Source organism: Streptomyces sp. NPDC051133 (assembly GCF_040682635.1).
Classification (GTDB): domain Bacteria; phylum Actinomycetota; class Actinomycetes; order Streptomycetales; family Streptomycetaceae; genus Streptomyces.
Genome location: NZ_JBFBBK010000017.1, coordinates 14,554 through 40,856, shown reverse-complemented (window position 1 = coordinate 40,856; position 26,303 = coordinate 14,554). Strand labels below are relative to the sequence as shown.

Below are 26,303 nucleotides of genomic sequence, written 5' to 3'. Positions count from 1 at the left end.
GGGCGTACGCTCGGCTCCGCGAGCCGAGCGACAGAAGGCGGTACGGCACATGGCGACGGAGCCGCGGCACCCGGTCACGAAGCAACGGACGTTGATCGAGCGCCGACGGGAACTCCAGGCCCTCGACGCCGCGTTCCGGGAGCTGCGACGCACCACCGACGGCGTGCCGCGAGCCAGGCGCAGGGGTCTGCTCGCCTTCAGCGGGCCCGCCGGACTGGGCAAGACGGCGCTCCTCACGGAAGCCCGCGACCGGGCCGCGGCCCGCGGATTCACCGTGCTGTCGGGCCGGGGCGGCGAGAAGGAACAGGGGTCGGCGTTCCGGGTGGTGCGCCAGGTGGTGCAGCCCTCTCTGGCCAGGATGGAGGGGCCGGAACTCCGCGCTTTCCTGGGCAGTTGGTACGACGTCATGGCCGCCGTGCTCGGTCTGGAGGCGCAGGGCCCCGCACCGGACCCGACCGGCGTCCGCGAAGGCCTCGACTGGGTCATGACCCGGCTCACCATGAAGAAGGCGCCCGTCGTCCTCTTCCTGGACGACCTGCACTGGGCGGACGCCGAATCCCTCAGCTGGCTCGTCTCGTTCGCGTCGCGGGTCGACGACCTTCCCCTGCTGATCGTGGTCGCCTACCGGCCCGACGAGCTGCCGCCCGAGGCGCGCGAACTGCGCGCGCTCGCCGGGGATCACGGGGAGCGCCCCCACGGCCTGGCGCATCTCACCGCCGACGGCGTGGCCCGGATCATCAGGAAGGAAATCGGCGCGGCGGCGGAGGACGTGTTCTGCAAGGAGTGCTGGTCGGCCACCGGCGGCAGCCCGTTCGAGGCGGTGGAGCTCGCCTTCGGGCTCGCCGAGCGGAGACTGACCGGCACCGTGAGCGACCTGCCCGCGATGCGTGAGCTCGCCGCGGCGATCAAGGGCCCGGGGCTGATCGAGCGGCTGGAAGGGCTCGGCACCGCGACCGTTCGCTTCGCGCACACCGCGGCCGTCCTGGGCTCGCCCTTCTCGCCGCGGCTCGCCGCGACCATCGCGGTGCTCGGCGACGAGGCCACCGCCGAGGCCACCCAGCAGCTGCGCGCGGCCCGGATCCTCTCCGAGGGGCACGGCCCCGAGGGGGAGCTGGAGTTCGTCCACCCACTGATCGCCACGACGATCTACCGGTCCATCCGCACCGGTTTCCGCGCCGGTCTGCACAACGCGGCGGCGGAGGCCGTCCTCACCGCGGGGTACGGCGCCACGGCGGCCGCCCGGCATCTGCTGGAGGTGCCCTGCGAGGGCAGCCCCGAGACGGTCGCGTGTCTGCGCGAGGCCGCTCGCGAGTACCTGCGCGCCGGGGCCACCGAGTCGGCCCGGCGGCTGCTGACCCGCGCGCTGCAGGAGCCGCCCCAGCCCGAGGACCGTGCCGCGGTCCTGCACGAACTCGCGTGCGCCACCTTCCTGATCGAGCCGACGGCCACGGTGCGCTACCTGCGCGAGGCGCTGGCCGAGCCCGACGTCGACCCCGATCTGCGCGCCTCCGTCGTCTACCGGCTGACGACGGCGCTGGCCCACACCGACCGGCTGGCCGAGGCAGTGACCGTGGCCGCCGAGGAGGCGAAGCAGGCCACGAATCCGCGGGTCAAACTGCGGATGCAGGCGGATCAGTTCGTGTGGAGCACGATGCGTGCCGACGATCCCGACTCACCCGCCCGCTCCCGGAGGCTGGCGCGTCTCGCCGAGCAGCTGCCCGGCCGCAGTCTGGAGGAGCGCTACATCCTGGGGCTGCGGGCCTGGGACGCCGTCCTGCGCGGCGAACCACGGCAGACCGCCCTCGCGTACGCCGAGAAGTCCCTGCGCGGCGGCATGAGCTGGACCGACGAGAACCGGGGCTTCGAGGTACCCCTGTCGGTCGCGCTGGTGTTCATGTACGGCGACCGGCCGCGCCGGGCCGAGGAGTTGTTCGAGAAGGGGATCGCCGAGTGCGCGGGCAAGGGCTGGCACGGCTCCCATCTCGCCTTCGGCCAGACCATCGCCGGCTACGTCCGCTACCACCGGGGCTGCCTGGCGGAGGCCGAGGACCTGGTCCGGGAGGGGCTGCGCACCGCCGACAAGGTGGACGGGGTGGTGGCCGCCCGGTGGTACGGGGTCAGCGTCCTGATCCAGACCCTGCTGGCCCGTGGGCGGGTCGTCGAGGCGCGCGCCCTCGCCGACGAGCACCACTTCGGTGACATGACGCCGAACGCCGTCATCTACCCCGACCCGCGCACCGTGTACGCGGAGCTGCTGCTGGCGGAGGGACGCCACGCCGAGGCGGCACCGCTGCTGTCCTCGGTGGGAGACTGGCTGGACAAGCGGGGCTGGCGGAACCCGGCCTGGTGCCCGTGGCAGCTGCACCTCGCCTCCGCGCTCGCCCCCACGGCCCCGGACAGGGCGGCCGGCCACGCACGGGACGCCGTGAAGCGCGCCCGGGACTTCGGCGCCGCCTCCGCCGTCGGCCAGGCCCTGCACACGCTCGCGGAGGTGACCGGCGGGCCGGCGGCGCTCGACCTGTACGCGGAGGCCGTCGACCACCTGGAGCAGTCGCCCGCCGCCTACGAACTCGCCCGCGCCCAGGTCGGCCACGGCGCGGCGCTGTCCCGCCACGGGCGGCTGCAGGAGGCCGCCGACCGGCTCTACCGAGGGCTGGAGGGAGCCGTCCACTGCGGGGCCGAGGCGCTCGCCGCCCGGGCCAGGGCGCAGCTCTCCGCGTCCGGAATGCGTCCGTTGCCGCTGCGGTACGCGCAGGCGGACACGCTCACCGCGCAGGAGCGCCGTACCGCCGAACTGACCGTGCAGGGACACTCCGCGGCCGTCGTCGCCAAGGAACTGCGCCTCACCGAGCAGGGGGTGCGGCATCTGCTGTCCAGCGTCTACCGCAAGATCGGCACCGACGCCGTCGGCCTCGCCGGGTTCCTTCAGGCGTGAACCCGGCGCCGCCGGTGCCGTGGGGCGGTCACACCGCCCGCGTCCGGCCCTCCCAGTACGGGTCCCGCAGCCGTCGCTTGTACAGCTTGCCGTTGGGGTCGCGGGGCATCTCGGCGATGAAGTCGACGCTCTTGGGCCGCTTGTAGCCGGCGAGCCGCTCGGCGCAGTGGTCGAGGAGGGCCGTGGCCAGGGCCGGGCCCGGCTCGTGACCGGGGGCCGGTTCGACGACGGCCTTGACCTCCTCGCCCCAGTCGTCGTGGGGGATGCCGAAGGCGGCGGCGTCGGCGACGCCCGGGTGGGCCAGGAGCACGGACTCGATCTCGGCCGGGTAGATGTTGACCCCGCCGGAGATGATCATGTCGATCTTGCGGTCGCGGAGGAAGAGGTAGCCGTCCTCGTCCAGGTAGCCGAGGTCGCCCACGGTGAAGAAGTCACCGATGCGGTTGCTGCGGGTCTTGGCCTCGTCCTTGTGGTAGGAGAAGCCGCCGGTGTTCATCTTCATGTAGACCGTGCCCAGCCGGCCGGGCGGGAGCCGGTTGCCGTCGTCGTCGAAGACGGCGAGCTCGCTGATCGGCCAGGCCCTGCCGACCGTGCCGGGCTTCTTCAGCCAGTCCTCGGCGGTGGCGAAGGCACCGCCGCCCTCGCTGGCCGCGTAGTACTCCTCCACGCAGTGCCCCCACCAGTCGATCATGGCCCGCTTCACATGGTCCGGGCAGGGGGCGGCGCCGTGGATGGCGTGCCGCATGGCGGAGACGTCGTAACGGGCCCTCACCTCCCGCGGGAGCGCGAGCAGTCGGTGGAACTGGGTGGGCACCATGTGGGTGTGGGTGCACCGGTAGGTGTCGATGAGGCGGAGCATCTCCTCGGGGGTCCACTTGTCCATGAGCACCAGGCGGTGGCCGATGTGCAGGGACGCGCCCGCGAACTGCAGCACCGCCGTGTGGTAGAGCGGCGAGCAGACGAGGTGGACGTTGTCGTCGAACGGCCGGATGCCGAAGATGCCGAGGAAGCCGCCCAGATAGGCCTCCTCGGGCGCCTTGCCGGGCAGCGGGCGGCGGATGCCGCGCGGGCGTCCGGTCGTACCGGAGGTGTAGTTCATGACCCAGCCGAGTTCGCGGCCGGCGGGCGCGGACTCCGGCTGTCCGTCGAGGAGCCGGGCGTACGGGCGGAAGCCGTCGGCCTCGCCGACCGCGTAGCGGTGGGTGGCGGGCAGGCCCGCCTCGTCGGCGGCGGCGCGCGCGGCACCGGCGTACCGCTCGTGGGCGATGAGCACCTTGGCACCGGAGTCGGCGACGATCCAGGCGATCTCCGGGCCGACGAGGTGGTGGTTGACGGGGACCAGATAGAGGCCGGCCTGGGTGGCGGCCAGGTAGGCGGTGAGGAACTCGACGCAGTTGGGCAGGACGACGGCGAAGGCGTCGCCGCGCTCCAGGCCGGCCGCGCGCAGCCCGTGGACAAGCCGGTTGGCGGCGCCGTGCAGACGGCCGGCGGTCCACTCCTCGCCGTCGGGGCCGACGAGGGCGGTGCGGTCGGGGTGCTGGGCGGCCTGGGCCCAGAAACCTGCGGGGGGTGTGCTCACGACTGGCCGCTCCTTCCGGCGATGCGGTTGATGCGGTCCACGGCCCGCTCGAAGCCGCGGGTGAGGTCGTCGACGACGGCCTGGACGCTGCGTTCGCTGCTCATCCGGCCGACGATCTGGCCGACGGGCGTGCCGAGCAGCGGGTCGATCTCGTACCTCTGGATGCGGGACACCGCCTCGGCGACCAGCAGGCCCTGCAGTGGCATGGGCAGGGTGCCGGGTCCGGCCGGGTCGTCCCAGGCGTCGGTCCACTCGGTGCGGAGCTGGCGCGCGGGCTTGCCCGTGAGGGCGCGGGAGCGGACGGTGTCACCGGACCCCGCGGCGAGGAGCTTGCGGGTGAGGGCGGCCGAGTGCAGATCGGCCTCTGTGGTGGTCAGCCACAGGGAACCCAGCCACACCCCCTGAGCGCCGAGTGTGAGGGCGGCGGCCACCTGCTGTCCGCTGCCGATGCCGCCGGCCGCCAGGACGGGCAGCGGGCCGACGGCCTCCACGACCTCGGGCGTGAGCACCATGGTGGCGATCTCCCCGGTGTGGCCGCCGGCCTCGTAGCCCTGCGCGACCACGATGTCGATGCCGGCTTCCCGGTGCTTGCGGGCGTGCCGGGCGCTGCCCGCGAGGGCGGCCACCAGCACACCCCGTTCGTGGGCGCGGGCGACGACGTCGGCGGGCGGGGAGCCGAGGGCGTTGGCGAGGAGCCGGATCGGGTAGCCGAAGGCGACGTCGAGCTGGGCGCGGGCGACCTGCTCCATCCAGCCGGTGATGCGCCACCCGGACGCCTCGCCCTCGGCCAGCTCGGGGACGCCGTACCGCGCGAGGGTCTCGCGCACGAACTGCCGGTGCCCCTCGGGGATCATCGCCTCGACGTCCGCCTCGGTGACCCCTTCCACCTTCTTCGCGGGCATGACCACGTCCAGCCCGTACGGTCTCCCGTCGGCGTGCGCGTCGAGCCGGTCGAGGTCGCGTTCGAGATCCTCCGGGGCCGTGTAGCGGACCGCGCCGAGCACCCCGAAGCCGCCGGCCCGGCTGATGGCCGCGGCGACGGCGGGGAACGGCGTGAAGCCGAAGACGGCGTGCTCGATTCCCAGGCGCTTGCTCAACTCCGTCTGCATGGGCGCAGGATGCCGCAGCCGCCCCGCTGACGGAAGACCCGTTCTGACGTTCCGTCAGATTCTTTGTGCCGTCAGATTCTCTGTCCCGTCAGATTCGGTTCCGGCGTCACGCGGTCGCTTCCAGCACGGCCATCGCCGCGTTGTGCCCCGGCACCCCGCTCACCCCTCCCCCGCGCACGGCCCCCGCGCCGCACAGCAGGACGTTGGCATGGCCCGTCTCCACGCCCCAACGGCCGGTGTCCGCTTGCGCGTAGGGCCAGGACAGGGCCCGGTGGAAGATGTTGCCGCCGGGCAGCCGCAGGTCCCGTTCGAGGTCGAGCGGGGTCTTGGCCTCGATGCAGGGGCGGCCGTCGGCGTCGGTGGCCAGGCAGTCGGCGAGGGGTTCGGCGAGGTGGGCGTCGAGCTGGGCCAGGGTCGACTTCAGCAGCTCCTCGCGGACGCCGTCGTTGTCCCGGTCGAAGAGCCGGGCCGGGGTGTGCAGGCCGAACAAGGTGAGCGTCTGGTAGCCGCGCTCGGCCAGTTCGGGCGCGAGGATGGTGGGGTCGGTCAGGGAGTGGCAGTAGATCTCCGAGGGCGGGGTGGCGGGGAGTTCGCCGGCGGCGGCCTGGGCGTGGGCGGTGGCGAGCTGTTCGTAGCCCTCGGCGATGTGGAAGGTGCCGGCGAAGGCCTCGCGCGGGTCGGCGGCGGGGTCGCGCAGCGTGGGCAGCCGCTCGAGCAGCATGTTGACCTTGAGCTGGGCGCCCTCGGCCGGCTCGGGCGCCCGGTCGCCGGTGAGGGCGGCCAGTTCCTGCGGGGAGGCGTTCACCAGGACGTGCCGGGCGGCGGCGACTCCCTCGCCGTCCGCCGTGCGGTAGGTGACCTCGGCCCGTCGTCCGTCGGTGTCGATCCGGACCGCCTCGTGCCCGGTGGCGACGACCGCCCCGGCGGTGCGGGCCGCTGCGGCGAGGGCGTCCGTGAGGGCGCCCATGCCGCCGACCGGCACGTCCCAGGCGCCGGTGCCGCCGCCGATGACGTGGTAGAGGAAGCAGCGGTTCTGGGCCAACGTGGGATCGTGGGCGTCGGCGAACGTGCCGATGAGGGCGTCGGTGAGGACGATGCCCCGGACCAGGTCGTCGTGGAAGTTCTCCTCCACGGCGACGCCGATCGGCTCCTCGAACAGCGTGCGCCAGGCGGTTTCGTCGTCGATGCGGCGGCGCAGCTCGTCACGGGTGGGCAGGGGCTCGGTGAGGGTCGGGAAGACCCGCTCGGCGACCCGGCCGGTCATGCCGTAGAAGCGTTCCCAGGCCGTGTACTCGCGTTCGGTGCCGGTCAGCCGGGCGAAGGCCTCCCGGGTGCGCTGCTCGCCGCCCCCGACGAGCAGTCCGGTGGGCCGCCCGGCCCGCTCCACGGGCGTGTACGAGGAGATGGTGCGGGAGCGGATCCGGAAGTCCAGCCCGAGATCGCGCACGATCTTCCGCGGCAGCAGACTGACCAGGTAGGAGTAGCGCGAGAGGCGTGCGTCGACGCCGGCGAACGGGCGGGTGGAGACGGCGGCACCGCCCGTGTGGTCCAGCCGCTCCAGCACCAGCACGGTGCGGCCGGCCCGGGCCAGGTAGGCGGCGGCGACGAGGCCGTTGTGGCCACCGCCGACGATGACGGCGTCGTACGCGCGGGATCCCTCGTTGGCAGACATGGTTCTTCGTAACACAGGATGATCCCGTTCGGCGAGGGCGCGTTCCAGCGGCCCCCGGCCCGTCCGGTGGCCGGCCGGCCCGCGCCGTGGACCGGTCCCCGGCCGGCCCACGGCGCGTCGTTCATCGTCCGTCGCCCCCGGGCCCCGACCGCGGGGGACCGTACGGCTCGATGGACGGATTGGCGTACGGGCCCGACACGCCCGGACTGCCGGTGATGCGCGCGGCCGCCTCCTCGGTGACCAGCAGCGCGTACAGGCCCTGGGCCGGGTCCACGGACACGAGTCCGTACGCCTCGTCGGCCTCGGCGGGCGTGAGCCCGTACCGGCGCAGGGCGTCGTCCAGCGTCGCCCCGGCGGGCAGGGTGACCGTGACGAGGACGGTGGGGCCCTGGGTCATGACGTCTCCTCAGCGATGACGGCCGTTCTTCCTGCGGCGGCGCACCGCCTCGACGATGGCGGCCGCGTCGATCGTGCCGTACCCGTAGTCGAAGTCGAAGCCGGCCATCCCGAGGTCGTCCGCCGTACGGCGCAGCAGGACGCGCAGTTCGGCCGGGGACAGCTCGGCGACGGGAAGCTGGGAGCGCACCGCGGCCACCACACCGGCCGCCACGGGACAGGCCGCCGAGGTCCCGCTGTCGGGCTCGTCCGGCCCGAACGCCTTCGATCCCGCGAAGTGGGTGTACGTGCAGACGTCCGGCTTGCGCCGGCTGAGCCGGCCCGGCCCCTGCGAGGAGTAGCCCACGCGGGCGCCGCGGAGGTCGACGCCGCCGATGGACAGCACGCTGGGGTGCGAGTTGGCGCCGTTGATCGAGCGGTCGGGCCAGGCACAGCGGACGTCGGGACACTCCCGTCCGCAGTTGCCGGCGGCGAAGAGGACGTCCGCGCCGGCCTCCACCAGGGCGCTGACGGCCAGGTTGAAGGGGTGCGCGGGGTTGTCGGAGTAGTTGCCGGGGTGGCCCGGCGGGAAGTCTCCGCGCGGGTCGAAGGAGCCCCAGCTGTTGCTGACCACCAGCGCGCGCCGTTCCTGCGGCATCCCGTCCAGGACGGTCCGCAGGTGGGCGAAGGCCTTGACGGCGTCCGTGAGCAGCGCGAGCAGGGGCTTCGGGCGCAGGATGGGCAGGTCGAGGAGGGTGGCTCTGGGGGCGGTGATCCTGGTGTCGAAGGCACACATCGAGCCGTGGTCGACCGGGAAGCGGCCGAAGGTGCCGGTGACCCCGTCCGGCTTCCAGCTGCGGGCCTCGTCGACGGTCACGTCCTGCCCGAGGACCTCGGTCACGTGAGCGACGTTGATCCCCGTGTCGAGGATGGCGAGGGCGACGCCGTCGCCGTCCATGCCCTCCGACTTCAGGTGGTCGGTCAGCTTGTTCTGGATGTCGTGCCAGTCGCCGACCGGGCCCTCGCCGCCGCAGGTCGGCAGCGTCTCGATGACCGGGTCGGAGAAGATGCCGACGATGTCGCGGCGGGCCGCGGACAGCATCGCGTAGCGGCTGGCCACGTCGTAGTCCTGGATCTCACCGCGCACGACGACGCCGGCGTGCTCGGGAGCCATCGAGTAGCGGACGGACTCCAGCGACAGGGGGTCCGCTCCCGGCGCCGCGGGCTGCGGCCGGGGCACGGCCACCGGCTCGAACTGCGGGTCGAGCGCGATTCCGGGCAGCTCACCGGCGATCTCGCCGACGGTGGTGCTCACCTGGGGGTCGATGACGGCCGCGACCACATCGGGCTCGGGCCGCAATTGGATCATGACACGCACGCTTGGCTCCAAACGCTGTGCGGGCGGCGGCGCCGATCCTTGGATCCGGCGCGCGGGCCGCCTCTGCGGAAGGTGGGATCCCACCGGTGGCCGACCGGCCGGTCGCCGGGTTCGCTCCACCGGGACGCGAGTCACCATCTCAGGGGGCGCCGGCCGACGGCACCGCCAAACAGGCGAAATACCATTGGCACATGCCAAAGGCAGTTCGGCGGCAGCCGTGACGACCCCGGTGTCAGCGCCCGCCGAACGCGTGCCGGCGCCCGACCACCGCGACCCTGCGGTACAGCTCCCACGCCTCCGTGTTCCGGCCCAGGCGCTCCAGGCAGTGGGCCTCGTCGCTGCGGCCGGCGAGGGTGTCGGGGTGGTCCGGGCCGAGGAGGTGTTCGCGGACCGCCGCGAGCCGGCGGTACTCCTCCAGCGCCGCCGTCCAGCGGCCCAGCCAGCCGAGGGCGACCGCGACCTCGCGGCGGCTGACGAGGGTGTCCGGGTGGCCGGGGCCGAGGACGAGCTCGCGCAGCACGCACACCTCACGGGCCTCGGCGAGGGCCTCCTCCCAGCGGCCGAGCCGCCCCAGGTTGACGCCGAGGCCGTGCCGGGCGCGCAGGGTCTCGGGGTGGGTGGGGCCCTGGGCGCGGGTGCGGTCCTCGGTCAGCGCGCGGTACAGGCTCAGGGCGTCCGCGCTGCGGCCGAGGCGGCCGAGGCTGAGAGCGGTCTCGTAGCGGGCGGCGAGGGTATCGGGATGGTCGGCGCCGAGCACCCGCGCCCTGGCCCCGGCGACCTCGCGGTACCCGTGCAGGGCCTCCTCCCAGCGACCCGACCGGCCCTGGGCGTAGGCGACCTCGCAGCGGGAGACCAGGGTGTCGGGGTGGTCCGGGCCGAGCACCCGGGCCCGGTCCGCGGCCACCTCCAGCGCCATGCGCAGGGCGTCGTCCGGGCGGCCGAGCCGGCCCAGGGTGCAGGCGACGTTGTGCCGGCAGCGCAGCGTGTCCGGGTGGTCGGGACCCATGGTGCGCATCCGCGCGGCCAGCACCGCGGTGTACACCTCGTGCGCCTCGAAGTGGCGGCCGAGCCGGCCCAGGACGTAGCCGGTCTCCTGGCGGGCGGCGAGGGTGTCGGGATGGTCGGCGCCGAGCACCCGCGCTCTGGCCTCGGCGACGTCCGTGCAGGCGGGCAGTGCCTCGGCGGCGCGTCCGGCGCGGACCAGGGCGAAGGCGGCCTGGTAGCGGCCGGTCAGGGTGTCGGGGTGCTCCGGGCCGAGCAGCGCGGCCCGCTCGGCGGCCACGGCCCGGTGTATCTCGCCCGCCTCCGCCCAGCGGCCGAGGCTGGCCAGCCGGACGCCCTCACCGTGCCGTGCGTCGAGGGCGGCGAGCGCCTGCGGCGGCGGCTCGGACAGCACCGCGACCGCCGTGCCCGCCGGACGGGTCGCCCACCGGCCGGTCAGGGCGGCGCCGGGATCGGGTGGCAGGGCACCGAGCCCGGCGCCGACCGCCTTGTGGCCGGTGGTCATGCCGCGGGTCCAGGACGGCAGGCGGCCGGCCCGCGGCCGGACCGGGGGCGGCACGGCCGGGGCAGGCCGGGGAGCCGCCCGTCCGGTCTGGATGCGGCGGAGCAGTTCCCGGGCGTCGTGGGGCCGTTGCTCGGGTCGTTTGGCCAGCAGGTCGAGGATGATCCGGTCGAGCGGGGCGGGCAGTTCCGGGCGCCGCTCGCGCGGGGGGCGGGGCGGGGTGTCGCGGTGGCCGATGAGGACCGACCACGGGTCGTCCAGGTCGAACGGCGGTGCCCCGGTGGCGATTTCGTACAGCACACAGCCGAGCGAGTACAGGTCGCTGCGCTCGTCGACCTCGCCCGCGCCGATCTGTTCCGGGGACATGTAGTGCGGGGTGCCCAGCGCGATGCCGGTGCCGGTCAGCCGGGCGGCGACGCCGATGTCGTGGCCGAGGCGGGCGATGCCGAAGTCGCAGATCTTCACCGTGCCGTCGGCCAGCCGCACGATGTTGGCGGGCTTCAGGTCCCGGTGGACGATGCCCTGCCGATGGGTGTGGGCGAGGGCGGCGGCGACCTGCCCGGCGATGTCGACGACGTCGTCCACGGGCAGCGGATGCCCCTTGTTCTCCTCCAGCAGCCGGCTCAGGTCACAGCCGTCGAGCAGCTCCATCACCAGGTACGGCACCCCGTCGGACTCGCCGAAGTCGTGCACGACGGTGATCCCGCGGTGCGAGAGCGCGGCGGCGACCCTGGCCTCGCGCCGGAACCGCTCGCGCAGCACCCGGCCGGCCGACGGGTCGAGATGCGGCCCGAGCGGTTTGAGGCACTTCACCGCGACCTGCCGGCCCAGGGACTCGTCCCGGGCCCGCCACACCTCGCCCATACCGCCGCGCCCGATCAGGTCGAGCAGCCGGTACCGGCCCTGAACAAGCCTGTTCTCCCCCATAGCGATCCGCCGCCCCCGTCGCCGTCCGCCCTGCCCCGCCCTGCCCTGCCCTGCCCTGCCCTGCCCCCAAGGCACCGTCGCCGGACCGCACCCGACCCCGCCACGCGGTCCGATCCGCGACAGACCCCCCTGCTCGTCCAGTATGGCGGCCTATCGTCCAAGTTTGTACGGTGCCGGACGCACCAGGGGACCGGGCCTCGCCACGGCGCGCAGGATGTGTTTGGGCGGGAGCTGCCGGCGCACACGTGCGGGAACGCACCGCAGCAGGGCGCCCGCGGACCGCAGCCGCCGGGTGACGGTGGCGGGTGCGGGGGCCGGCCTGCCGTACAACTCGTGGGCGTACGGCGGCAGCGCGGCGTAGGCCAACTGCGCCACGCGCCGCCACAGCACCTCGCGCGCCGGTACGAGGAGCGGGTGCGCCGGTGGGCGGAGGAGGAAGTCGTCCACCTCGCGTGCCTCGGGTCCCGCGGCCGGCTCGGGGCCCACCCGCGCGAAGTAGGCGGCCAGTTCCGCGCGGCTGCCCGGCACGGTCGCCGGATCGAGGCCCACCAGGCGGGCGCCGACCCGGTGTTCGGCGACGTACCGGTCGGCCTGGGCGTCGGTGAGCGGGAAGCCGGAGCGGCGCAGCACGTGCAGACGTGACCACAGCCATCGGTCGTCACCTCGTTTCGCCGCCGACTTGTGAGTTCCTGCCGGGATTGTCCGTGGATCATTCACTCGAAGGGGTGACCGTCCCATTCGTACGGCCCGGATCCGAGGCGTAGGCGCCGGCGGCCGGCTGGAGTGATGCGGTGCCGACCGGGCATGTGGTTCCTCGGGCTCGTCCGGCAGCCCTCGACGCTCTGTCTGCACGGCCCCTTGGGAGAGTTGGCGTGATACTCGACGGCATTCCGGCACCCCCTGCTCACGACGGCACGCCTGACGCGGCGGCGCGCAAGCAACGCCTGCGCCGCCGCCTGGAGCGGCTGATCGGCGTGGCCGCCACCGAAGGCAACGAACTGACACCCCTGCGCAACGGGGACGAGATCTTCCCCGCGATGCTCGAGGCGATCCGCGCGGCTCGGCACACCATCGACATGATGACGTTCGTGTACTGGCGGGGTCAGATCGCCCACGACTTCGCCGTCGCGCTCGCCGACCGCGCCCGCGCCGGGGTACGGGTGCGACTGCTGCTCGACGGCTTCGGCGCCAAGGAGATCGAGCAGCGGCTGCTGGACGTCATGAGCGCCGCGGGCGTGCAGGTGGCCTGGTTCCGCAAGCCCGTGTGGCTGTCTCCGTTCAAGCAGAATCACCGCTGTCACCGCAAGGCCCTCGTCCTCGACGAGCACACCGCCTTCACCGGCGGCGTGGGCATCGCGGAGGAATGGTGCGGTGACGCCCGCAATCCCGCGGAGTGGCGGGACACCCACGTCCGGGTGCGGGGTCCCGCCGTGGACGGCATAGCGGCCGCGTTCGCGCAGAACTGGGCCGAGTGCCACGAAGAACTCTTCGACGACCGCGACCGCTTCATGGAACATCCGCAGCCCGGCTCGTCGGTGGTGCAGGTCGTCCGCGGCTCGGCGAGCATCGGCTGGCAGGACATGCAGACCCTGATCCGGGTCATGCTCACTTCCGCCGAGGAACGTTTCCGGCTCGCCACCGCCTACTTCGCTCCCGACTCCTACTTCGTCGACCTGCTGTGCGAGACCGCGGGTCGCGGGGTCCGTGTCGAGATCCTGCTGCCCGGCCCGCACACCGACCAGCGCGCCTGTCAGCTCGCGGGCCAGCACCGCTACACGCGTCTGCTGCAGGCCGGCGTGCACATTCGCCAGTACCAGCCGACCATGATGCACGCAAAGATCATCACCGTGGACTCGGTCGCCGCGCTCATCGGATCCACCAACTTCAACCGCCGGTCCATGGACCACGACGAGGAGGTCATGCTCGCCGTCCTGGACGAGGAGTTCACCGCCGCGCTCGACCGCGACTACGACGAGGACCTGAAGCGCAGCACGGCCATCGACCCCGCTCGATGGAGACGACGGGCACTGCTTCAACGCGTCAAGGAGGTCTCTGTCACCCCGGTCCGGCGCTTCCTGTAGGCCGGCCGGAATCCCCGGAACGACGACGGTGCCCCCTCAGTGAACCCAGGTGCGAGCAGCGGAGGTGAGACCATCCGCCTCATGGAGGATGTCGACGGCCGGACGGCGCGGTCATGGGCGGCGCTGCGCCGGACGCCGGTCGCCATCTGGGACGACGACGTCACGGACTGGGCCGCCGCGCTGACGTATTACGCGGTGCTGGCCCTGTTCCCCCTGCTGCTGGTGCTCCTCTCGGTCCTGGGGCTCACCGTGCCCACGGCCAAGCCGGAGGTCATCGACCGCCTGTCGCAGGCCGTGCCGGTCACGTCCCGCGCCATGCTGCGCAGCACCCTGCGGCAGATGGCCGGACAGTCCTCGACGGCCTGGACGCTGGTCTTTCTCGGAGGTTCGGCAGCCCTGTGGTCGGGCTGCAGTTATCTGAGCGTCTTTCGCCGGGCGTTGCACGCCATGCACCGGATCGACGCGCACCGGCCGGTCTGGCGGACCGCGCCGCGCATCATCGCCACGGCCCTCGTCCTGATCGGCCTTCTTCTGACGTCCACCGTGGCGCTGTTCCTCACCGGCGGCCTGACCCGGCGTCTGGGGCGGGCACTGAACTGGGGTACCGGGCCGCAGGCGGCCTGGGACACGCTGCGGTGGCCGGTCGTGGCCGCGGTGGCCGTCGCCCTGGTGCTCGTCCTCTACCGTTCGGGCCCCGATTCCTCCCGTTCCGTGGGAAGGATGGCGCCGGGCGGGGCGCTGGCGGTCGTGCTCCTGCTGACCGTCTCACTCGGAATGGCGGTCTACACCTCCCACGTCGGCACCTATCACCGTCTGTACGGCTCGCTGGGCGGCGTCGTGGTCTTCCTGATCTGGCTGTGGCTGTCCAACCTGGCCCTTCTCGTCGGCGCGCAGTTCAACGCCGAGCTGGCGAAGTCCGCGCATGGGGAGGGAACCGATCGTCCGGTACCTGCGACGGACCGTCCCTGACCCCCGCGGGGGTGCTCGGCCCGCGGGTGCTCGGCCCGGTCGGGTGGTCGTGCCCCGCAAACACTGCTTGGGCTCCGGTTCCCCGGGTAGGGCGATGGAATATGGGGTGTTCCTGCTCCTGCACCACCCGAATCTCACGGAAAGTGATGGGCTCGTGACTCTTCCCGGCAGTGCCGACGGCCGCGCGGAGGGGTCGGGGGAAGATGCGAGCGTCGGCGCACGCGAGATCGCCGATGCCGTGGAGCGTCTTGCGACCCTGTGGTCCGTGGCCGCGCAGGAGGCGACCGTGCGGTTGTCCCCCCACCAGCTGCGGGCGCTTCGGGCCGTCGAGGCGGCACCGGAGGTGAACCTCACGGGCCTGGCGGAGCGACTGGACATAGGGCTGCCCACCGCCAGCCGTCTCTGTGACCGGCTTGAGGCGGCGGGGTTGCTGGAACGGTCCCTTCACCCGAGCAACCGCCGGGAAGTTCTGCTGACGCTCACAAGTCAGGGACGCCGTGTTCTGGGGGATGTGGCGTGCCGGCGGGCCCGGGCCCTGGCCGGGGTGCTGGCGGCCATGGAACCCGCGGAGCGGTCGGCCCTGATCCGTGGCATGAAGGCCTTCCTCCGCGCGCCGGACTGATCGCCTCCCCCGTCGGCCGAAGCCGGCACGGAGTCAGCGGTCGCGCCCGATCCCTCGGGTCGTCCCGGCATCGCGTCCGGTCCAGTCCAGGCAGACGACGGCGGCGTCGGAGACCAGCCCTTGGTCGCCGACGTGCTCGACCAGGCCGGCCACGACCGAGCGCGCCGCCTCGTGCGGCGAGGTCTGCCGGGTCGCGCCCAGGATCTGGCGCAGAACGACCTCACCGAACACCTCTCCGGCCGCTGACCGGGTGCCGTGGACGCCCGTGCTGATGACGACCAGGCGGTCGCCCGTCTCGACCTGGAAGGTCTGCTCCTCGTACAGGGTCTCCTCGAACATGCCGAGTGGCAGCTGGGCTTCGAGCTCGATGTGTTCGATCGTCGTACCGCGCTGGCGGTAGACCTGCGGAGATCCCGCGTCCACGGCACGGACCGTGCCGGTGGCGAGGTCGAGACGCAACAGCAGGGTGGAGGCGTACAGCTTGCCTCCGTACTGGGAGAAGACGGCCTGGTCGGCGAGGCACGCCTGGTCCGCGAGGCCGATGCCGGCGCGACGGGCGTTGCGCAGCGCGCCGACGGCGAGGCTGGTGAGCAGGGAGGCTTCGATGCCCTGGCCCATTCCGTCGGTGACGGTGAGGGTGACGTGGTCGGCGCCGGTGGACCAGTCGTAGTTGTCGCCGCCGATGGCGTAGGCCGGCTCCAGGTGAGCACCGATGACGTATTCGTCGCGGGCGCACCCTCGCCCCGGGAGCAGCTGCCACTGCATCTCGGCCGCGAGAGTGAGACGGCGGGTGCGGCGAGCCATGAGGTACAGGTCGGTGTCCCGGGCGGCCGTGACGACCTCATGGCCCAGCGCGGTGGCGAAGTCGCAGAGCCGGAGCACCGTGCCGGGCTCGGCCGAGGTGGCGGGCACGCGGACGCAGAGCACTCCGAGGCGGTCACCGCGGACGGACACGGGCAGGTGAACCAGCTGCGTGGCCGGGTCGGACGTGACTTCCACCACCGGTTTCTGCGTCGTGAAAGCGGTACCGGCGGGGCCGTCGTGCGCGGAGACCGGATCGCCGGTGTGCGGCAGATGGGTGACGGGCTGCAGGACCGTCAGGCCGTAGTCGGCGAGGAGGAGCGTCACCTGCCGGGCGCCGAAGTCCTCGGCCAGCAGACGGCCCGCGGTGGCCACCAGGGCGTGCGGCGGAACCATCCGCAGCCGGGCTTCCGCGGACGGGACCCGATCCGAGGCATTCACGGTGTCTCCATCCTCTTCCCCTGTGGCCGCCACGCTACCGCGAACGGCTCCTGGTCCGGGACGGCCGGCGCAGCCGTGCGCCGGAGGGGGAGACGTGGCATGCCCGGGACGTCAGGCGGAGTCAGGGCGCCGGACCGGGTGACCGCAGGCCAGGACGGCCACGCAGGTGTCATCGCGTACGGGGCTGGCGGCGCTGCTGGCGTCCCTGAGGACGGCCGCCGCGACCACTGCCGGGTCGTGGGTGAGCAGGTGGGGGTCGTCGGGCGGCACCCACCGGGCGGGCAGCCCGTCGCTGTGCAGGACGAGCAGGCTTCCCGCCCTCCAGGGCAGGCGGCGAACCGGTACCGTCGCCGGGAACTGCGCGCCGACGATGCCGGGGTGGGAGACCAGGTGTTCCCATGCTCCGGCGGTGTGCAGCCGGGCACCTGTGTTGCCGACCCCCGCGAACGCGAGTTCCCGGGTCTCCGTGTCCAGCTGGGCCACGGCGACCGCCGCCCCGCGGGTGGGCCGCAGTGCCGGGTGCATCCGGTGCAGTATCTCCGCGGGTGGCAGATGTCCGGCGCGGTGCAGCTCTGCGACCGCGGTGCCGGACGCCTGAGCGGCCTTGGCTCCGTGGCCCAGGCCGTCGGCGAGCAGCAGGGTCAGCCGTGAGCCGGAGCGGACGCAGCTCCAGGCGTCACCGGAGTGCTCGGCCCGGCCGAGCGGGACGTCGACCCCTCCGGCCCGGCAGGCGGGCGCCATGTCCTCCTGGGCCGCGGTGCCCTGGCCGATACGGGCGACCGCCACGGTGCCTCGACGGGTGCTGTACAGGTCGAACGCGCTGGAGATGCGCCGGCAGGTGCCCAGACCGGCACCGAGGGACGCCTCGCTGGTCGTGTAGCCGTCCCGCATGGCCGCGGTGACATCACGGATGCCGGGGCCGTGGTCGAGGGAGACGAGCTGCACCGCCGGGCCACGACAGGCCCCTCCCGGACGCTCCACGAGGCCGATCACCAGGCGGCCGCCACCGGCGTGCTTGAGCAGATTGGTCGCCAGCTCGGTGGCCACCAGGGCGGCGACCGCGGTGCGGTGGGCGTCCAGGCGGGCGCGGGTACTGGCCTCCTCGGTCGCCACCCGCACGTCCCGCACCCTGGTCGAGTCGTGCACCGGGATGTCCCAGACGCGTGTCACCGGGACCTCGCAGGAGCGCCTGGCATTCCGGCGGCCCAGGCGGTGACGGTCACGACCGTGCCCCGGCCGGGTGCGGTGTCGATGGTGAACTCGTCCATCAACCGCTTGGCTCCGCTCAGTCCCAGCCCCAGACCGCCCCCGGTGGTGTAGCCGTCGGTCATCGCCAGCTCGACGTCGCGGATGCCGGGGCCGGTGTCCGCGAAGGCCAGCCGGACTCCCGGTGTCGGGCCATCGGTCGACGGAGTGATCCTCACTTGTCCTCCACCGCCGTGGACCAGCGTGTTCCGGGCCAGCTCGCTGGCCGCGGTGACCAGTTTCGTCTGCTGCACGAGGCCGAATCCCAGTTCGGCGGCGATGCGCCGCACCTGGTGACGGACCCACGCGAGATCCGCGTCCGAGCCGATGGGCAGGCTGGTCGTGGCGGCGAGTTCGGAGGCCGGTGTCATGTGCTCCCCTCTCGTCCGCCCGGCGCGGCGCAGGGACCACTCGCGGCGCAGGGACCACTGCGGAGCAGCTCAAGAGCACGTTCGACGTCGAGCGCCGTCACCAGGCCGGGCAGGGTCAGGCCCAGCTCGACCAGAGTGATCGCCACGGCGGGCCGCATCCCGCACAGGACGGTACGAGCGGCCGGCAGGCGCGCGACGGCCGCGATCTCGGCGATGACCCGCCCCAGGAACGAGTCGACGATCTCGGCGCCGGAGACGTCGATGACCACGCCGGTCGCCGCGCTGTGGGCGACGCGGTGGGTGATGTCCTGCTGCAGCTGCTCGGCCGTACCGTCGTGCGGTTCCCCCTGAAGGCCGACCAGCAGGATGCCCTCCAGGGCCAGGATCGGCACCGTGGCCGAGTCGCCCGGACGGGGGGGAGTCATCGCGGGTTGACACCGGCCGTACGGAGTGTGTCCTGTGCGCCCCGCCTGTCGAGCGCGTAGGCCAAGGCGTCGGCCAGCGAGTTGCGCGTGAGGACCGAACCCAGGTCGATGCCCAGATGCACGATGGTCTGCGCTATGGCCGGGCGGATGCCGGAGACTATGCACTCGGCGCCCATCAGCCGGGCCGCGGCGACCGTCTTCATCAGGTGCTGGGCGACGAGCGAGTCGACCGTGGGGACGCCGGTGATGTCGAGTATCGCGTGGTGGGCCCGCTCCTCCACGACGGCCTGCAGCAGCGACTCCATGACCACGTGGCTGCGGGCACTGTCCAGCGTGCCGATCAGGGGCACCGCGACGATGCCGTCCCAGAGCCTGATCACGGGAGTCGCCACTTCGAGCAACTGCTGCCGCTGCCGCGCCATCACTTCCTCGCCGGCGCTGACCGTCGTGTCCATGATCACCAGACGCAGGGTACCCATCAGCACGGTCAGAGCCAGCAGTACGTCCTGTGCCTCGGGATCGGCCGGGCCGGAGCTCTCGCCGCGCAGCAGCCCGACGGCCGCCACTCGCAGGCCGGCGGCCTCGTCCGCGATCTGGGCCGGCGTGAACCCGCCGCGAGAACGGGAGGCGGCCATACGTCCCAACTGCTCGCGGGCCGCGTCGAACCCGGGGGCCGCGATGTCCTCCAGCCGCCCGCTCGACGCCACCTCGGACAGGGCGTCCACGACGGTCTTGCACGCCTCGACGGCCTCGTCACGGGACACGGTGAAGACCGTACGGAACAGAGGCGTGTCCGCCCACCGCTGGGCGAGCTGCTCACGCCGGCGATCCAGGAAGGCTCCCAGTTCCCGCGCCGCCGCCTCGGCCGCTGCCTGCTCCGACACCCGCATCGCCCCCCCTTGAGAACAGGCCGCTGCGCCACGACCGGCACACCACAGCCAACTATTGCCACATGACAAGCAATGCTTCCGGCGGCGCCGGGGAAACGACACAGCATCGCCACATACGCGGCCGACGGCACGTACACGGCCGGCGGCCGGCGGTTCAGCGTCCGCGCCAGTCCAGACAGAGCACCAGGGCGTCGTCCTTCGGGACGGACTGCCCCCGGTGACCGGTCAGCTCTCGCAGAATGGCGCGCGGCACCTCGGCGGCCGGCAGCAGGCGCGTGGACATGATCGCCCGGGCCAGGGCGGCGTCTCCGTACGCCTCCCCGCCCGGCGAGGCGACCGCGTACACCCCGTCACTGACGAAGACGAGCCGGTCCCCGGGCTCGACCTGGAACTCCTGGGCGACGTAGTCGGTCTCTTCGAACATGCCCAGCGGCAGCTGCGCCTCGAAGGTGACGCGCTCGACCACGCCGTCACGCAGCCGCAGCAGTTGCGGGGAGCCGGCGTCCACGAGCTTCGCCCTGCCCGTCGCCAGGTCGAAGTCGAGCATCAGCACCGAGAGATAGCAGCGTCCCTGGTAGTGGGCGTACACCGCCTGATCCGCCAGGCACGCCTGGTCGTCGATGGCGATGCCGGCCCGCCGGGCGTTGCGCAGGGCGTTGATGGCGAGGTTCGTCAGCAGGGAGGCTTCGATGCCCTCCCCCATGCCGTTGGTGACGTAGAGCGTGAGGCGGTCCGCCGTGGCGGACCAGTCGAAGTTGTCGCCGTAGATCGCGTACGCCGGTTCCAGCTGGGCGCCGAGTTCGTACTCGGGGCGGGAGCAGGCGCGGCCGGGCAGGAGCTGCCACTGCATCTCGGCGGCCAGGGTCAGCCGGTCCTTGCGCCTCGCCTGCAAGTAGAGATCGGTGTCGCGCTCGGCCACGACCACCTCGTGCCCGAGCACCTCGGCGATGTCCGCGAGCTCGCCCAGCAGGTCGCGCGCGCCGTCCCCGTCCGGCAGGGTGACCGTCAGCACGCCCAGCCGGTCCCCGCGGACCGTGACCGGCAGGTGGACGTGCACGGCAGCGCCGTCGACGTCCTCCACGAACGGCTCCTGGGAACCGAACGCACGGCCGGCGGGGCTGTTGTGCACCGAGACCGGAGTCGCGGTCAGGGGCAGCACCGACACCGGCTGCAGCGCGGTGAGGCCGTAGTCGGCCAGATAGAGCTCGACGGACCGTGCCGCGTACTCCTGGACGAGCACATGACGCACGGCGTCGAGCAACTCGTGGGGGGCCGCCGTGCGCAGAGCACGCTCAGCGGTCACAAATCTGTTCACGATGGCAGATACACCAATCTTTCGACGGACACACACGAGCCTCGCCCAGGCGACGAGGCCACCCGATCCGGGCCGCACCGGCCGTCCCATCCCTTGCCGCTGCCGCCACCTAGTACGCTGGCGACCGTCCGAGGTGCCTGCGAGAGTGTGACGGTGACTGTCTTCCGCCCCCGCCCCGAATCCGTCGAGGTCGCGCGCGTGACCTTGACGGCCGTGGAGTTGCTGGAAGTCCTGTGGGGCCGGGCCTCGACCGCGCCGGCCTCTCCGTCCCAGATGCGCGTTCTCCTGATGGTCGAACACCAGGACGGCATCAACCTGCGCTCTCTGGCCGATTCTCTCGCCTCCACACCTCCGTCCACCAGTCGGCTCTGCGACCGGCTGGTGGCCGCCGGCTTCATCGACCGCGAGGTCAGTCCCAGCGACCGGCGCGAGGTACGGCTGCATCTCAGCGACCGCGGTCGCGTCTTCCTCGACGACCTGCGGGCACGCCGGGAGCAGGAGTTGCAGGCCGTGCTGGAGCTGATGCCCGCCGCCAAGCGCACCCAGTTCCTCGCGGGGCTGGAGGCGTTCTGCGACGCGGCGGCGTCCCAGATACACGAACACGCCCCGCACACCGGACACCGGACCGCCTGAGTGCACGCCCGGGCCGACTGAGTGCACGGCCGCGCCGCCGAGCGCCGCGATGCCGCGAAGCCTGGACGACCGGCGCACGGAGCGCTCCCCGCCCACCGGAACATTGCGGATCCTTCCCCGTGCAGTGCGACGTCCGCTACTTTGTTGCCTCACGGTCATAATTGTCAAATGGCAACTGTTGTGCCACGAGAACCATGACGCCTCGACGGAGCGGCGGGCGTCCGGGACGCGAGGTCAGCCGGGAAGGACTCGACACAGGGGGCGGTGAAGTCCCCGCGTGTGCTCCGGCGCCGCTCGCGGAGGGTCGGCGAGCTCGGGCTCGCCCACCTGCTCGGCGGTCTGCACGGTCGTCGTCATGGCGCGCTCCTCCCGGTCGATCGGCCCCGGCCCTCGCCGGTCCGGCTCCGGCAAGCACCCGGATACCCCGGCCGCCGACCAGCACTCCTGCGCCTGTCGCACGGCGTCACGTACAACACCGCCGGCGCCGGCCTCCGCTGCACCGCCATCGACCCCTACGGCCCCGAGGGCCGGGCGCAGATGCGCGCCCGGCCGCGCGACGCGGACCTCCTCGCCGGCGGGAGTGGCCCGCCGGCAGGCCAGGCCCTTTGGCCGGGGGCTCCTACCGCCGCACCCGTGGCATCCCCAGACCGATCCAGGAGATGATCTCGCGCTGGATCTCGTTGTTGCCGCCGCCGAAGGTGAAGATGACCGCGGAGCGGTAGCCGCGTTCCAGTTCGCCGTGCAGGACGGCACCCGCCGAGCCCTCCCGCAGCGGTCCCGCGGCGCCCACGACCTCCATGAGCCAGGCATAGGCGTCCCGGCGTGCCTCGGAGCCGTAGACCTTGACGGCGGAGGCGTCCTGCGGGGTGAGCGTGCCCTGCTCGACGGCGGTGACCATCTGCCAGTTGAGCAGCTTCATCGCGTCGAGCCGGGTGTGGGTGCGGGCCAGCAGCCGGCGCACCCAGGACAGGTCGGCGACGCGGCGTCCGTCGACGAGCTTGGTCTCCCGCGCCCAGCGCTGGACGTCGTGCAGGGCGCGGATGGCCATGGTGCCGTGCGCGGCGAGGGTGACGCGTTCGTGGTTGAGCTGGTTGGTGATCAGCCGCCAGCCCTGGTTCTCCTCGCCGACGCGCCGGGAGACGGGGACGCGGATGTCCTCGTAGTAGCTGGCGGTGGTGTCGTGGGAGGCGAGGGTGTTGATGACCGTGCACGAGTAGCCGGGGTCGGAGGTCGGCACGAGCAGCATGGTGATGCCCTTGTGCGGCGGGGCGGCCGGGTCGGTGCGCACGGCGAGCCAGACCCAGTCCGCGGTGTCGCCGTTGGTCGTCCAGATCTTCTGGCCGGTGACGACGTACGCTTCGCCGTCCCGTACGGCCCGGGTCTTCAGCGCGGCCAGATCGGTGCCGGCGTCGGGTTCGCTGTAGCCGATCGCGAAGTCGATCTCGCCGGAGAGGACACGCGGCAGGAAGTACGCCTTCTGCTCCTCGGTGCCGAACCGCATCAGGGTCGGCCCGACCGTGTTCAGCGCCATCAGCGGCAGCGGTACGCCCGCCTGGGCGGCCTCGTCGAAGAAGATGAACTGCTCCATCGCGGTCATGCCGCGCCCGCCGCACTCCTTCGGCCAGCCGACGCCGAGCCACCCGTCCGTGCCCAGCCGGCGGATGGTGTCGCGGTAGAACCGCTTCTGCGCCGCCGGGTCGGCGTACCGGGCGTAGGCGTTGTCCGGGACCAGTTGGGCGAAGTAGGCGCGCAGTTCGGCGCGCAGTCGCTGTTGCTCGGGTGTGTGGTCGAGGTGCACGGCGCCTCCAGGCTCCCCAAGGGCGGTCCTGACGGCGCACACCGTAGAACGTGTTTCAGAAATTGGGAATGGCGGGCCCCGTGAGAATTACGGCGGTCACACGAGGGTCTCCCGGAACTCCGCGCACGCGTCCGCGCAGGCCCGGCACGCGTCCGCGGCGGACTCGGCGCCGGGATACGCGTCGAAGGCGTGTGCGCATTCGAGGCAGACCGAGCGGCACCACTCGACCCGGACCCGGATGCCGTCCTCGTCCGTGCGGTTCTCCTCGCACAGCACGCGGCAGGTGGCGTCGCACACCTCCGCGCACATGATGCCGAGCCGGCGCACGCGCTCCTGGCGCTCCGTGCCGTCCGGGTCGACGAGGCTGGCGCGCACCGCACAGGCCCGGGCGCACTCCGTGCACGCCTGCGCGCAGAGGAAGCGGTCCTCGAGGAACCGGTAGAGCTGCTGCTGGGAAGTCGGCGATGTCACACCGTGCGGGTAGCCGGGGCCGGGAGAGGCAAACCACCGCCGCCGTACCCCGCGGGGCCCGCGGCCGGTTTCCGCCACCGGCGAGCCGCCGGGTCGCGGCCCGTCCACGGCCGGCCACGGGCCGTGTCCGGTTCGTCCTGTTCTGGGTGGGGTATTCCTGTCCTATGAGTACCGCATCGATGCAGTTGGCCGCTTCGAGCGGCCTGATGAGCCTCTTCCTGTTCATCGTGGCCGTGGCCGTCCTGGCGCTGCTCGCGGGCGGCTTCTGGCTGACCTCCAGGGTCCGGTCCAGCGAACCTCCTCGGCCGCGTCCCGAGGAACAACCCCAGCTGCCACCGGATGGTCCGGTGCGCGAAGTCCGGCAGAACAGGGAGTCCCAGGAGGTACCGCAGACTCCCAAGGGCGGGCGTCCGCTCACCCCGTACGAACTGAGCAACATGGACAGCAAGCCGAGCGAGTCCACGGACCGCCCGCGCTGGAGCAAGGGGTCCAGCGGCTCGTTCGGCGGTGGCGGACTCGGCGCCCACTGAGCCCCGGGCCCCCTGCAACCCGCGGAACACCCACCCCCGTCACCGCTCCGGCCCGCCGAACGCCCCCGGGAAGTCTTCAGGAAGTCTTCCGGGCGGCGTCCAGGCGGCCGACGCGGGCCACGTTCCGCACGTCCTCCGGGTCCTGGCTGGGCGCGGCCGCGAACCAGGCGTCCAGGATCTCCTTCAGGACCGGCTCCGAGGTCAGGCGCAGGCTCAGCGCGAGGACGTTGGCGTCGTTCCAGCGGCGGGCGCCGTCCGCCGTGCCTGCGTCCGGGCACAGGGCCGCGCGCACACCGGGAACCTTGTTGGCCGCGATGGACGCACCGGTACCGGTCCAGCAGCACACCACCGCCTGGTCGGCCTCGCCCTCGGCCACCTCGCGGGCGGCCGCCTCGGAGCAGACCGCCCACCCGGCGTCGGCACCGGGACGCAGCGCGCCGTGGGCGGTGACCTCGTGGCCGCGCCGCCGCAGCTCCGTCACCAGGAGACGGGCCACGGGTTCGTCCATGTCGGAGGAGACGGAGATCCGCATGCTCCGGAGCGTAGCGCCTGTCATGACGAACGGCCCCGCAGGGCCGTTCGGGTGGTGCGGACGGGCGGTCGCCGGATCAACGGTGTTGAACGGGCGGCCGCCCGATCGAGAGTAATGGACGGGCGGTCGCCGGTTCAGGGGTGATGGACGGGCGGTCGCCGGATCAGGGGTGATCGGGCTGCTGCGCCGGAGGTACTCCGCCGCCTTCGCCCCCGCCCTTCGTGCCCTTGTCCGAGCCGTGCGGACGGGCGCCCCCGCGGCGGGCGGCGGCCTCGCGGGCCTTCAGCTCCCGGCTGTCCTGCGGGGTGGCACCTCCCTTGTCACTGCGCCGCTGTTCGGGCTGCTGCGGATTGGACATGCGCCGGACTCCCTCCGGGTGGTGCGTTCGCGTGCGGAGTCCGGGTTCCCCGGGCCGCGCGGGTGACTCACCCGGTCCGGCGGTCAGTACCCGGTGGAGATGTTCGAGGGCGTCGAGCAGGACGGAGCGGTGGTACCAGCTGAGCCACGCCGCCGTGTCGGAGGCCAGCAGCCCGTAGGACTCGGCCTGGGCCGCGGTCGGCCGGTGGCCGGGCTCGGGCCAGTGCAGGGTGATCACGCCCGTGCAGGAGCCGGCCGGGGACAGCACGGGGATGCTCTGCAGGGCGCGGGTGCCCGTGGTCAGCAGGGCCCGCCGGGCCTCGTCGGAGAGCAGGGTGTCGACGGCCACGTCGGGCACGCTCACCCGGCGTCCCCGCAGCCGGGCGACCGTGTCGGCCGTGCCGTCGTCCCGGCCGCGCACGAGGTGGTCGAGGAACGTGTCCGCGCAGCCGTGGTGGTTCTCCAGCATCAGCGTGTTCACCGCCGCGTCGACGAGTTGCACGTATCCGGCGGGCGCCCGCCCGATGGCGAGCGCCTCGTGCAGCACCGCGTCGATCATCTGCCGCCGGTAGCGGGGGTCCCGGCCGCCGCGGCCCAGGATGCGCAGCTGCGGCACCGGCAGCGGGCGGCGGCCCGGGAACCACTCCTCGCCCTCCGGCGCGCGGGCCACCACGATGGCGGAGACGAGGACGCGCAGCGGCACGTTGTACCGCTGGGAGGTCTCGCGCAGCACCTGGAAGGCGCTGCCGGAGTCGGGCAGGCCGTAGCGGACCATGAGGGTGCCCTGCGCCATGCCGATCACCGGGGCGGTGCGCACCCGGGCCCGCAGCGCCCGGACCTCCTTGTGCAGGTCCTCGTACGAGGGGCGCAGCGGATCGGTGATCTGCGACCGCCAGGCGGGCAGCTCCTCCACCCGGGTGGAGGCGCGTGCCAGTTCGCGCAGCGCCTCGTCGAGGGTGGCGAACAGCCGGACGCCGTCCAGCCGGGCCAGGTGCACCGCCTCGCGCACTCCGGGGCGGGCCCGGACGATGATCAGGTCGGGGCGGCCGCCGCGTTCCCGGGTCGTCTCGCTGAGCGTGTGCAGCACGGCGGCGCCGCCCAGCTGCACATGGGCCATGTCGAGGACGGGCCGCAGCCCCGCGCGGTCGGCCTGTTCGAGGTGGCCGCGCAGCTCCTCGGACCAGGCCTGGGCGCCCTGGGCGTCGAGGGTGCCGGACATGCGCAGCAGCAGGGCGCCCTCGGCGGGCAGACCCTCGACGACCGAGGAGTCGATCACGAGGGCGGCCGGGGCGGCCGGCGGGGCCGGCCGGTCGGAAGAGGCTTTCATGGCATCACCCAGTCGG

22 protein-coding genes and 1 pseudogene are annotated in these 26,303 nt (G+C 73.0%); 6 read left to right on the top strand and 17 right to left on the bottom strand.

Annotated features, from left to right (window positions below):
* Positions 1-49: 49 nt before the first annotated feature.
* On the top strand, positions 50-2,935 hold the full coding sequence (locus AB0N17_RS18960; RefSeq protein WP_366012501.1) for an AAA family ATPase: 2,886 nt from the start codon (positions 50-52) through the stop codon (positions 2,933-2,935).
* 28 nt (positions 2,936-2,963) lie between these two features.
* Here the strand turns inward: AB0N17_RS18960 and AB0N17_RS18955 are convergent, their stop codons facing one another.
* From AB0N17_RS18955 to AB0N17_RS18925, 7 genes and pseudogenes are all read right to left on the bottom strand, one after another.
* Complete coding sequence (locus AB0N17_RS18955) at positions 2,964-4,514, bottom strand: acyl-CoA synthetase (RefSeq protein ID WP_366012499.1); 1,551 nt, start codon at positions 4,512-4,514, stop codon at positions 2,964-2,966.
* Positions 4,511-5,623 carry a nitronate monooxygenase family protein gene (locus AB0N17_RS18950; RefSeq protein ID WP_366012498.1) on the bottom strand — a complete coding sequence of 371 codons (1,113 nt, stop codon included), beginning with the start codon at positions 5,621-5,623 and terminating at the stop codon, positions 4,511-4,513. The genes AB0N17_RS18955 and AB0N17_RS18950 overlap by 4 nt, the downstream gene beginning before the upstream one ends.
* A gap of 106 nt (positions 5,624-5,729) precedes the next feature.
* Positions 5,730-7,295 (bottom strand): NAD(P)/FAD-dependent oxidoreductase, encoded by a 1,566-nt coding sequence (locus AB0N17_RS18945; protein WP_366012497.1) that lies wholly within the window; start codon positions 7,293-7,295, stop codon positions 5,730-5,732.
* A 121-nt stretch (positions 7,296-7,416) separates the two neighbouring features.
* Complete coding sequence (locus AB0N17_RS18940; RefSeq protein ID WP_366012496.1) at positions 7,417-7,692, bottom strand: hypothetical protein; 276 nt, start codon at positions 7,690-7,692, stop codon at positions 7,417-7,419.
* Between the two features lie 9 nt (positions 7,693-7,701).
* Positions 7,702-9,039: a S8 family serine peptidase gene (locus AB0N17_RS18935; protein WP_366012626.1), complete on the bottom strand. Its 1,338-nt coding sequence runs from the start codon at positions 9,037-9,039 to the stop codon at positions 7,702-7,704.
* 241 nt (positions 9,040-9,280) lie between these two features.
* Positions 9,281-11,479, bottom strand: coding sequence for a serine/threonine-protein kinase (locus AB0N17_RS18930; protein ID WP_366012495.1), 2,199 nt, complete (start codon positions 11,477-11,479; stop codon positions 9,281-9,283).
* A gap of 150 nt (positions 11,480-11,629) precedes the next feature.
* Positions 11,630-12,121, bottom strand: a pseudogene (locus AB0N17_RS18925) (oxygenase MpaB family protein); the annotation flags it as partial.
* 230 nt (positions 12,122-12,351) lie between these two features.
* On the opposite strand from AB0N17_RS18925, the gene AB0N17_RS18920 reads away from it, so the two are divergent.
* The 3 genes from AB0N17_RS18920 to AB0N17_RS18910 all read left to right on the top strand — a co-directional run bounded on the left by AB0N17_RS18920 (position 12,352) and on the right by AB0N17_RS18910 (position 15,151).
* Complete coding sequence (locus AB0N17_RS18920; protein ID WP_366012494.1) at positions 12,352-13,560, top strand: phospholipase D-like domain-containing protein; 1,209 nt, start codon at positions 12,352-12,354, stop codon at positions 13,558-13,560.
* Positions 13,561-13,641: 81 nt separating this feature from the next.
* A complete protein-coding gene (locus AB0N17_RS18915; protein WP_366012493.1) occupies positions 13,642-14,529 on the top strand; it encodes a YihY/virulence factor BrkB family protein in 888 nt (295 codons plus the stop codon).
* A 106-nt stretch (positions 14,530-14,635) separates the two neighbouring features.
* Positions 14,636-15,151, top strand: coding sequence for a MarR family transcriptional regulator (locus AB0N17_RS18910; RefSeq protein WP_366012492.1), 516 nt, complete (start codon positions 14,636-14,638; stop codon positions 15,149-15,151).
* Positions 15,152-15,184: 33 nt separating this feature from the next.
* Here AB0N17_RS18910 and AB0N17_RS18905 read toward each other — a convergent pair whose 3' ends face one another.
* The 6 genes from AB0N17_RS18905 to AB0N17_RS18880 form a co-directional block, all read right to left on the bottom strand.
* Complete coding sequence (locus tag AB0N17_RS18905) at positions 15,185-16,393, bottom strand: PP2C family protein-serine/threonine phosphatase (RefSeq protein WP_366012490.1); 1,209 nt, start codon at positions 16,391-16,393, stop codon at positions 15,185-15,187.
* 111 nt (positions 16,394-16,504) lie between these two features.
* Complete coding sequence (locus AB0N17_RS18900) at positions 16,505-17,563, bottom strand: SpoIIE family protein phosphatase (protein WP_366012489.1); 1,059 nt, start codon at positions 17,561-17,563, stop codon at positions 16,505-16,507.
* A complete protein-coding gene (locus AB0N17_RS18895) occupies positions 17,560-18,009 on the bottom strand; it encodes an anti-sigma regulatory factor (protein WP_366012488.1) in 450 nt (149 codons plus the stop codon). The genes AB0N17_RS18900 and AB0N17_RS18895 overlap by 4 nt, the downstream gene beginning before the upstream one ends.
* Complete coding sequence (locus AB0N17_RS18890; protein WP_366012487.1) at positions 18,006-18,434, bottom strand: STAS domain-containing protein; 429 nt, start codon at positions 18,432-18,434, stop codon at positions 18,006-18,008. The genes AB0N17_RS18895 and AB0N17_RS18890 overlap by 4 nt, the downstream gene beginning before the upstream one ends.
* The gene (locus AB0N17_RS18885; protein WP_366012485.1) at positions 18,431-19,324 is read right to left on the bottom strand and encodes an STAS domain-containing protein; all 894 of its coding nucleotides are present in this window, start codon (positions 19,322-19,324) and stop codon (positions 18,431-18,433) included. The genes AB0N17_RS18890 and AB0N17_RS18885 overlap by 4 nt, the downstream gene beginning before the upstream one ends.
* Before the next feature lie 154 nt (positions 19,325-19,478).
* Positions 19,479-20,639: a PP2C family protein-serine/threonine phosphatase gene (locus AB0N17_RS18880; protein WP_366012484.1), complete on the bottom strand. Its 1,161-nt coding sequence runs from the start codon at positions 20,637-20,639 to the stop codon at positions 19,479-19,481.
* A gap of 147 nt (positions 20,640-20,786) precedes the next feature.
* Here AB0N17_RS18880 and AB0N17_RS18875 point away from each other — a divergent pair, with 147 nt between their 5' ends.
* On the top strand, positions 20,787-21,272 hold the full coding sequence (locus AB0N17_RS18875; RefSeq protein WP_366012483.1) for a MarR family transcriptional regulator: 486 nt from the start codon (positions 20,787-20,789) through the stop codon (positions 21,270-21,272).
* A 619-nt stretch (positions 21,273-21,891) separates the two neighbouring features.
* Here AB0N17_RS18875 and AB0N17_RS18870 read toward each other — a convergent pair.
* Both AB0N17_RS18870 and AB0N17_RS18865 read right to left on the bottom strand, forming a co-directional pair.
* Positions 21,892-23,070 (bottom strand): acyl-CoA dehydrogenase family protein, encoded by a 1,179-nt coding sequence (locus tag AB0N17_RS18870; RefSeq protein ID WP_366012482.1) that lies wholly within the window; start codon positions 23,068-23,070, stop codon positions 21,892-21,894.
* A gap of 96 nt (positions 23,071-23,166) precedes the next feature.
* A complete protein-coding gene (locus AB0N17_RS18865) occupies positions 23,167-23,541 on the bottom strand; it encodes a ferredoxin (RefSeq protein WP_366012481.1) in 375 nt (124 codons plus the stop codon).
* 164 nt (positions 23,542-23,705) lie between these two features.
* On the opposite strand from AB0N17_RS18865, the gene AB0N17_RS18860 reads away from it, so the two are divergent.
* A complete protein-coding gene (locus tag AB0N17_RS18860; protein ID WP_366012480.1) occupies positions 23,706-24,071 on the top strand; it encodes a DUF6479 family protein in 366 nt (121 codons plus the stop codon).
* A gap of 76 nt (positions 24,072-24,147) precedes the next feature.
* Here AB0N17_RS18860 and AB0N17_RS18855 read toward each other — a convergent pair whose 3' ends face one another.
* Together AB0N17_RS18855 and AB0N17_RS18850 are read right to left on the bottom strand one after the other, a co-directional pair.
* Positions 24,148-24,603, bottom strand: coding sequence for an RpiB/LacA/LacB family sugar-phosphate isomerase (locus tag AB0N17_RS18855; RefSeq protein ID WP_366012479.1), 456 nt, complete (start codon positions 24,601-24,603; stop codon positions 24,148-24,150).
* Between the two features lie 163 nt (positions 24,604-24,766).
* Complete coding sequence (locus tag AB0N17_RS18850; protein WP_366012478.1) at positions 24,767-26,287, bottom strand: ANTAR domain-containing protein; 1,521 nt, start codon at positions 26,285-26,287, stop codon at positions 24,767-24,769.
* Positions 26,288-26,303: the final 16 nt, after the last annotated feature.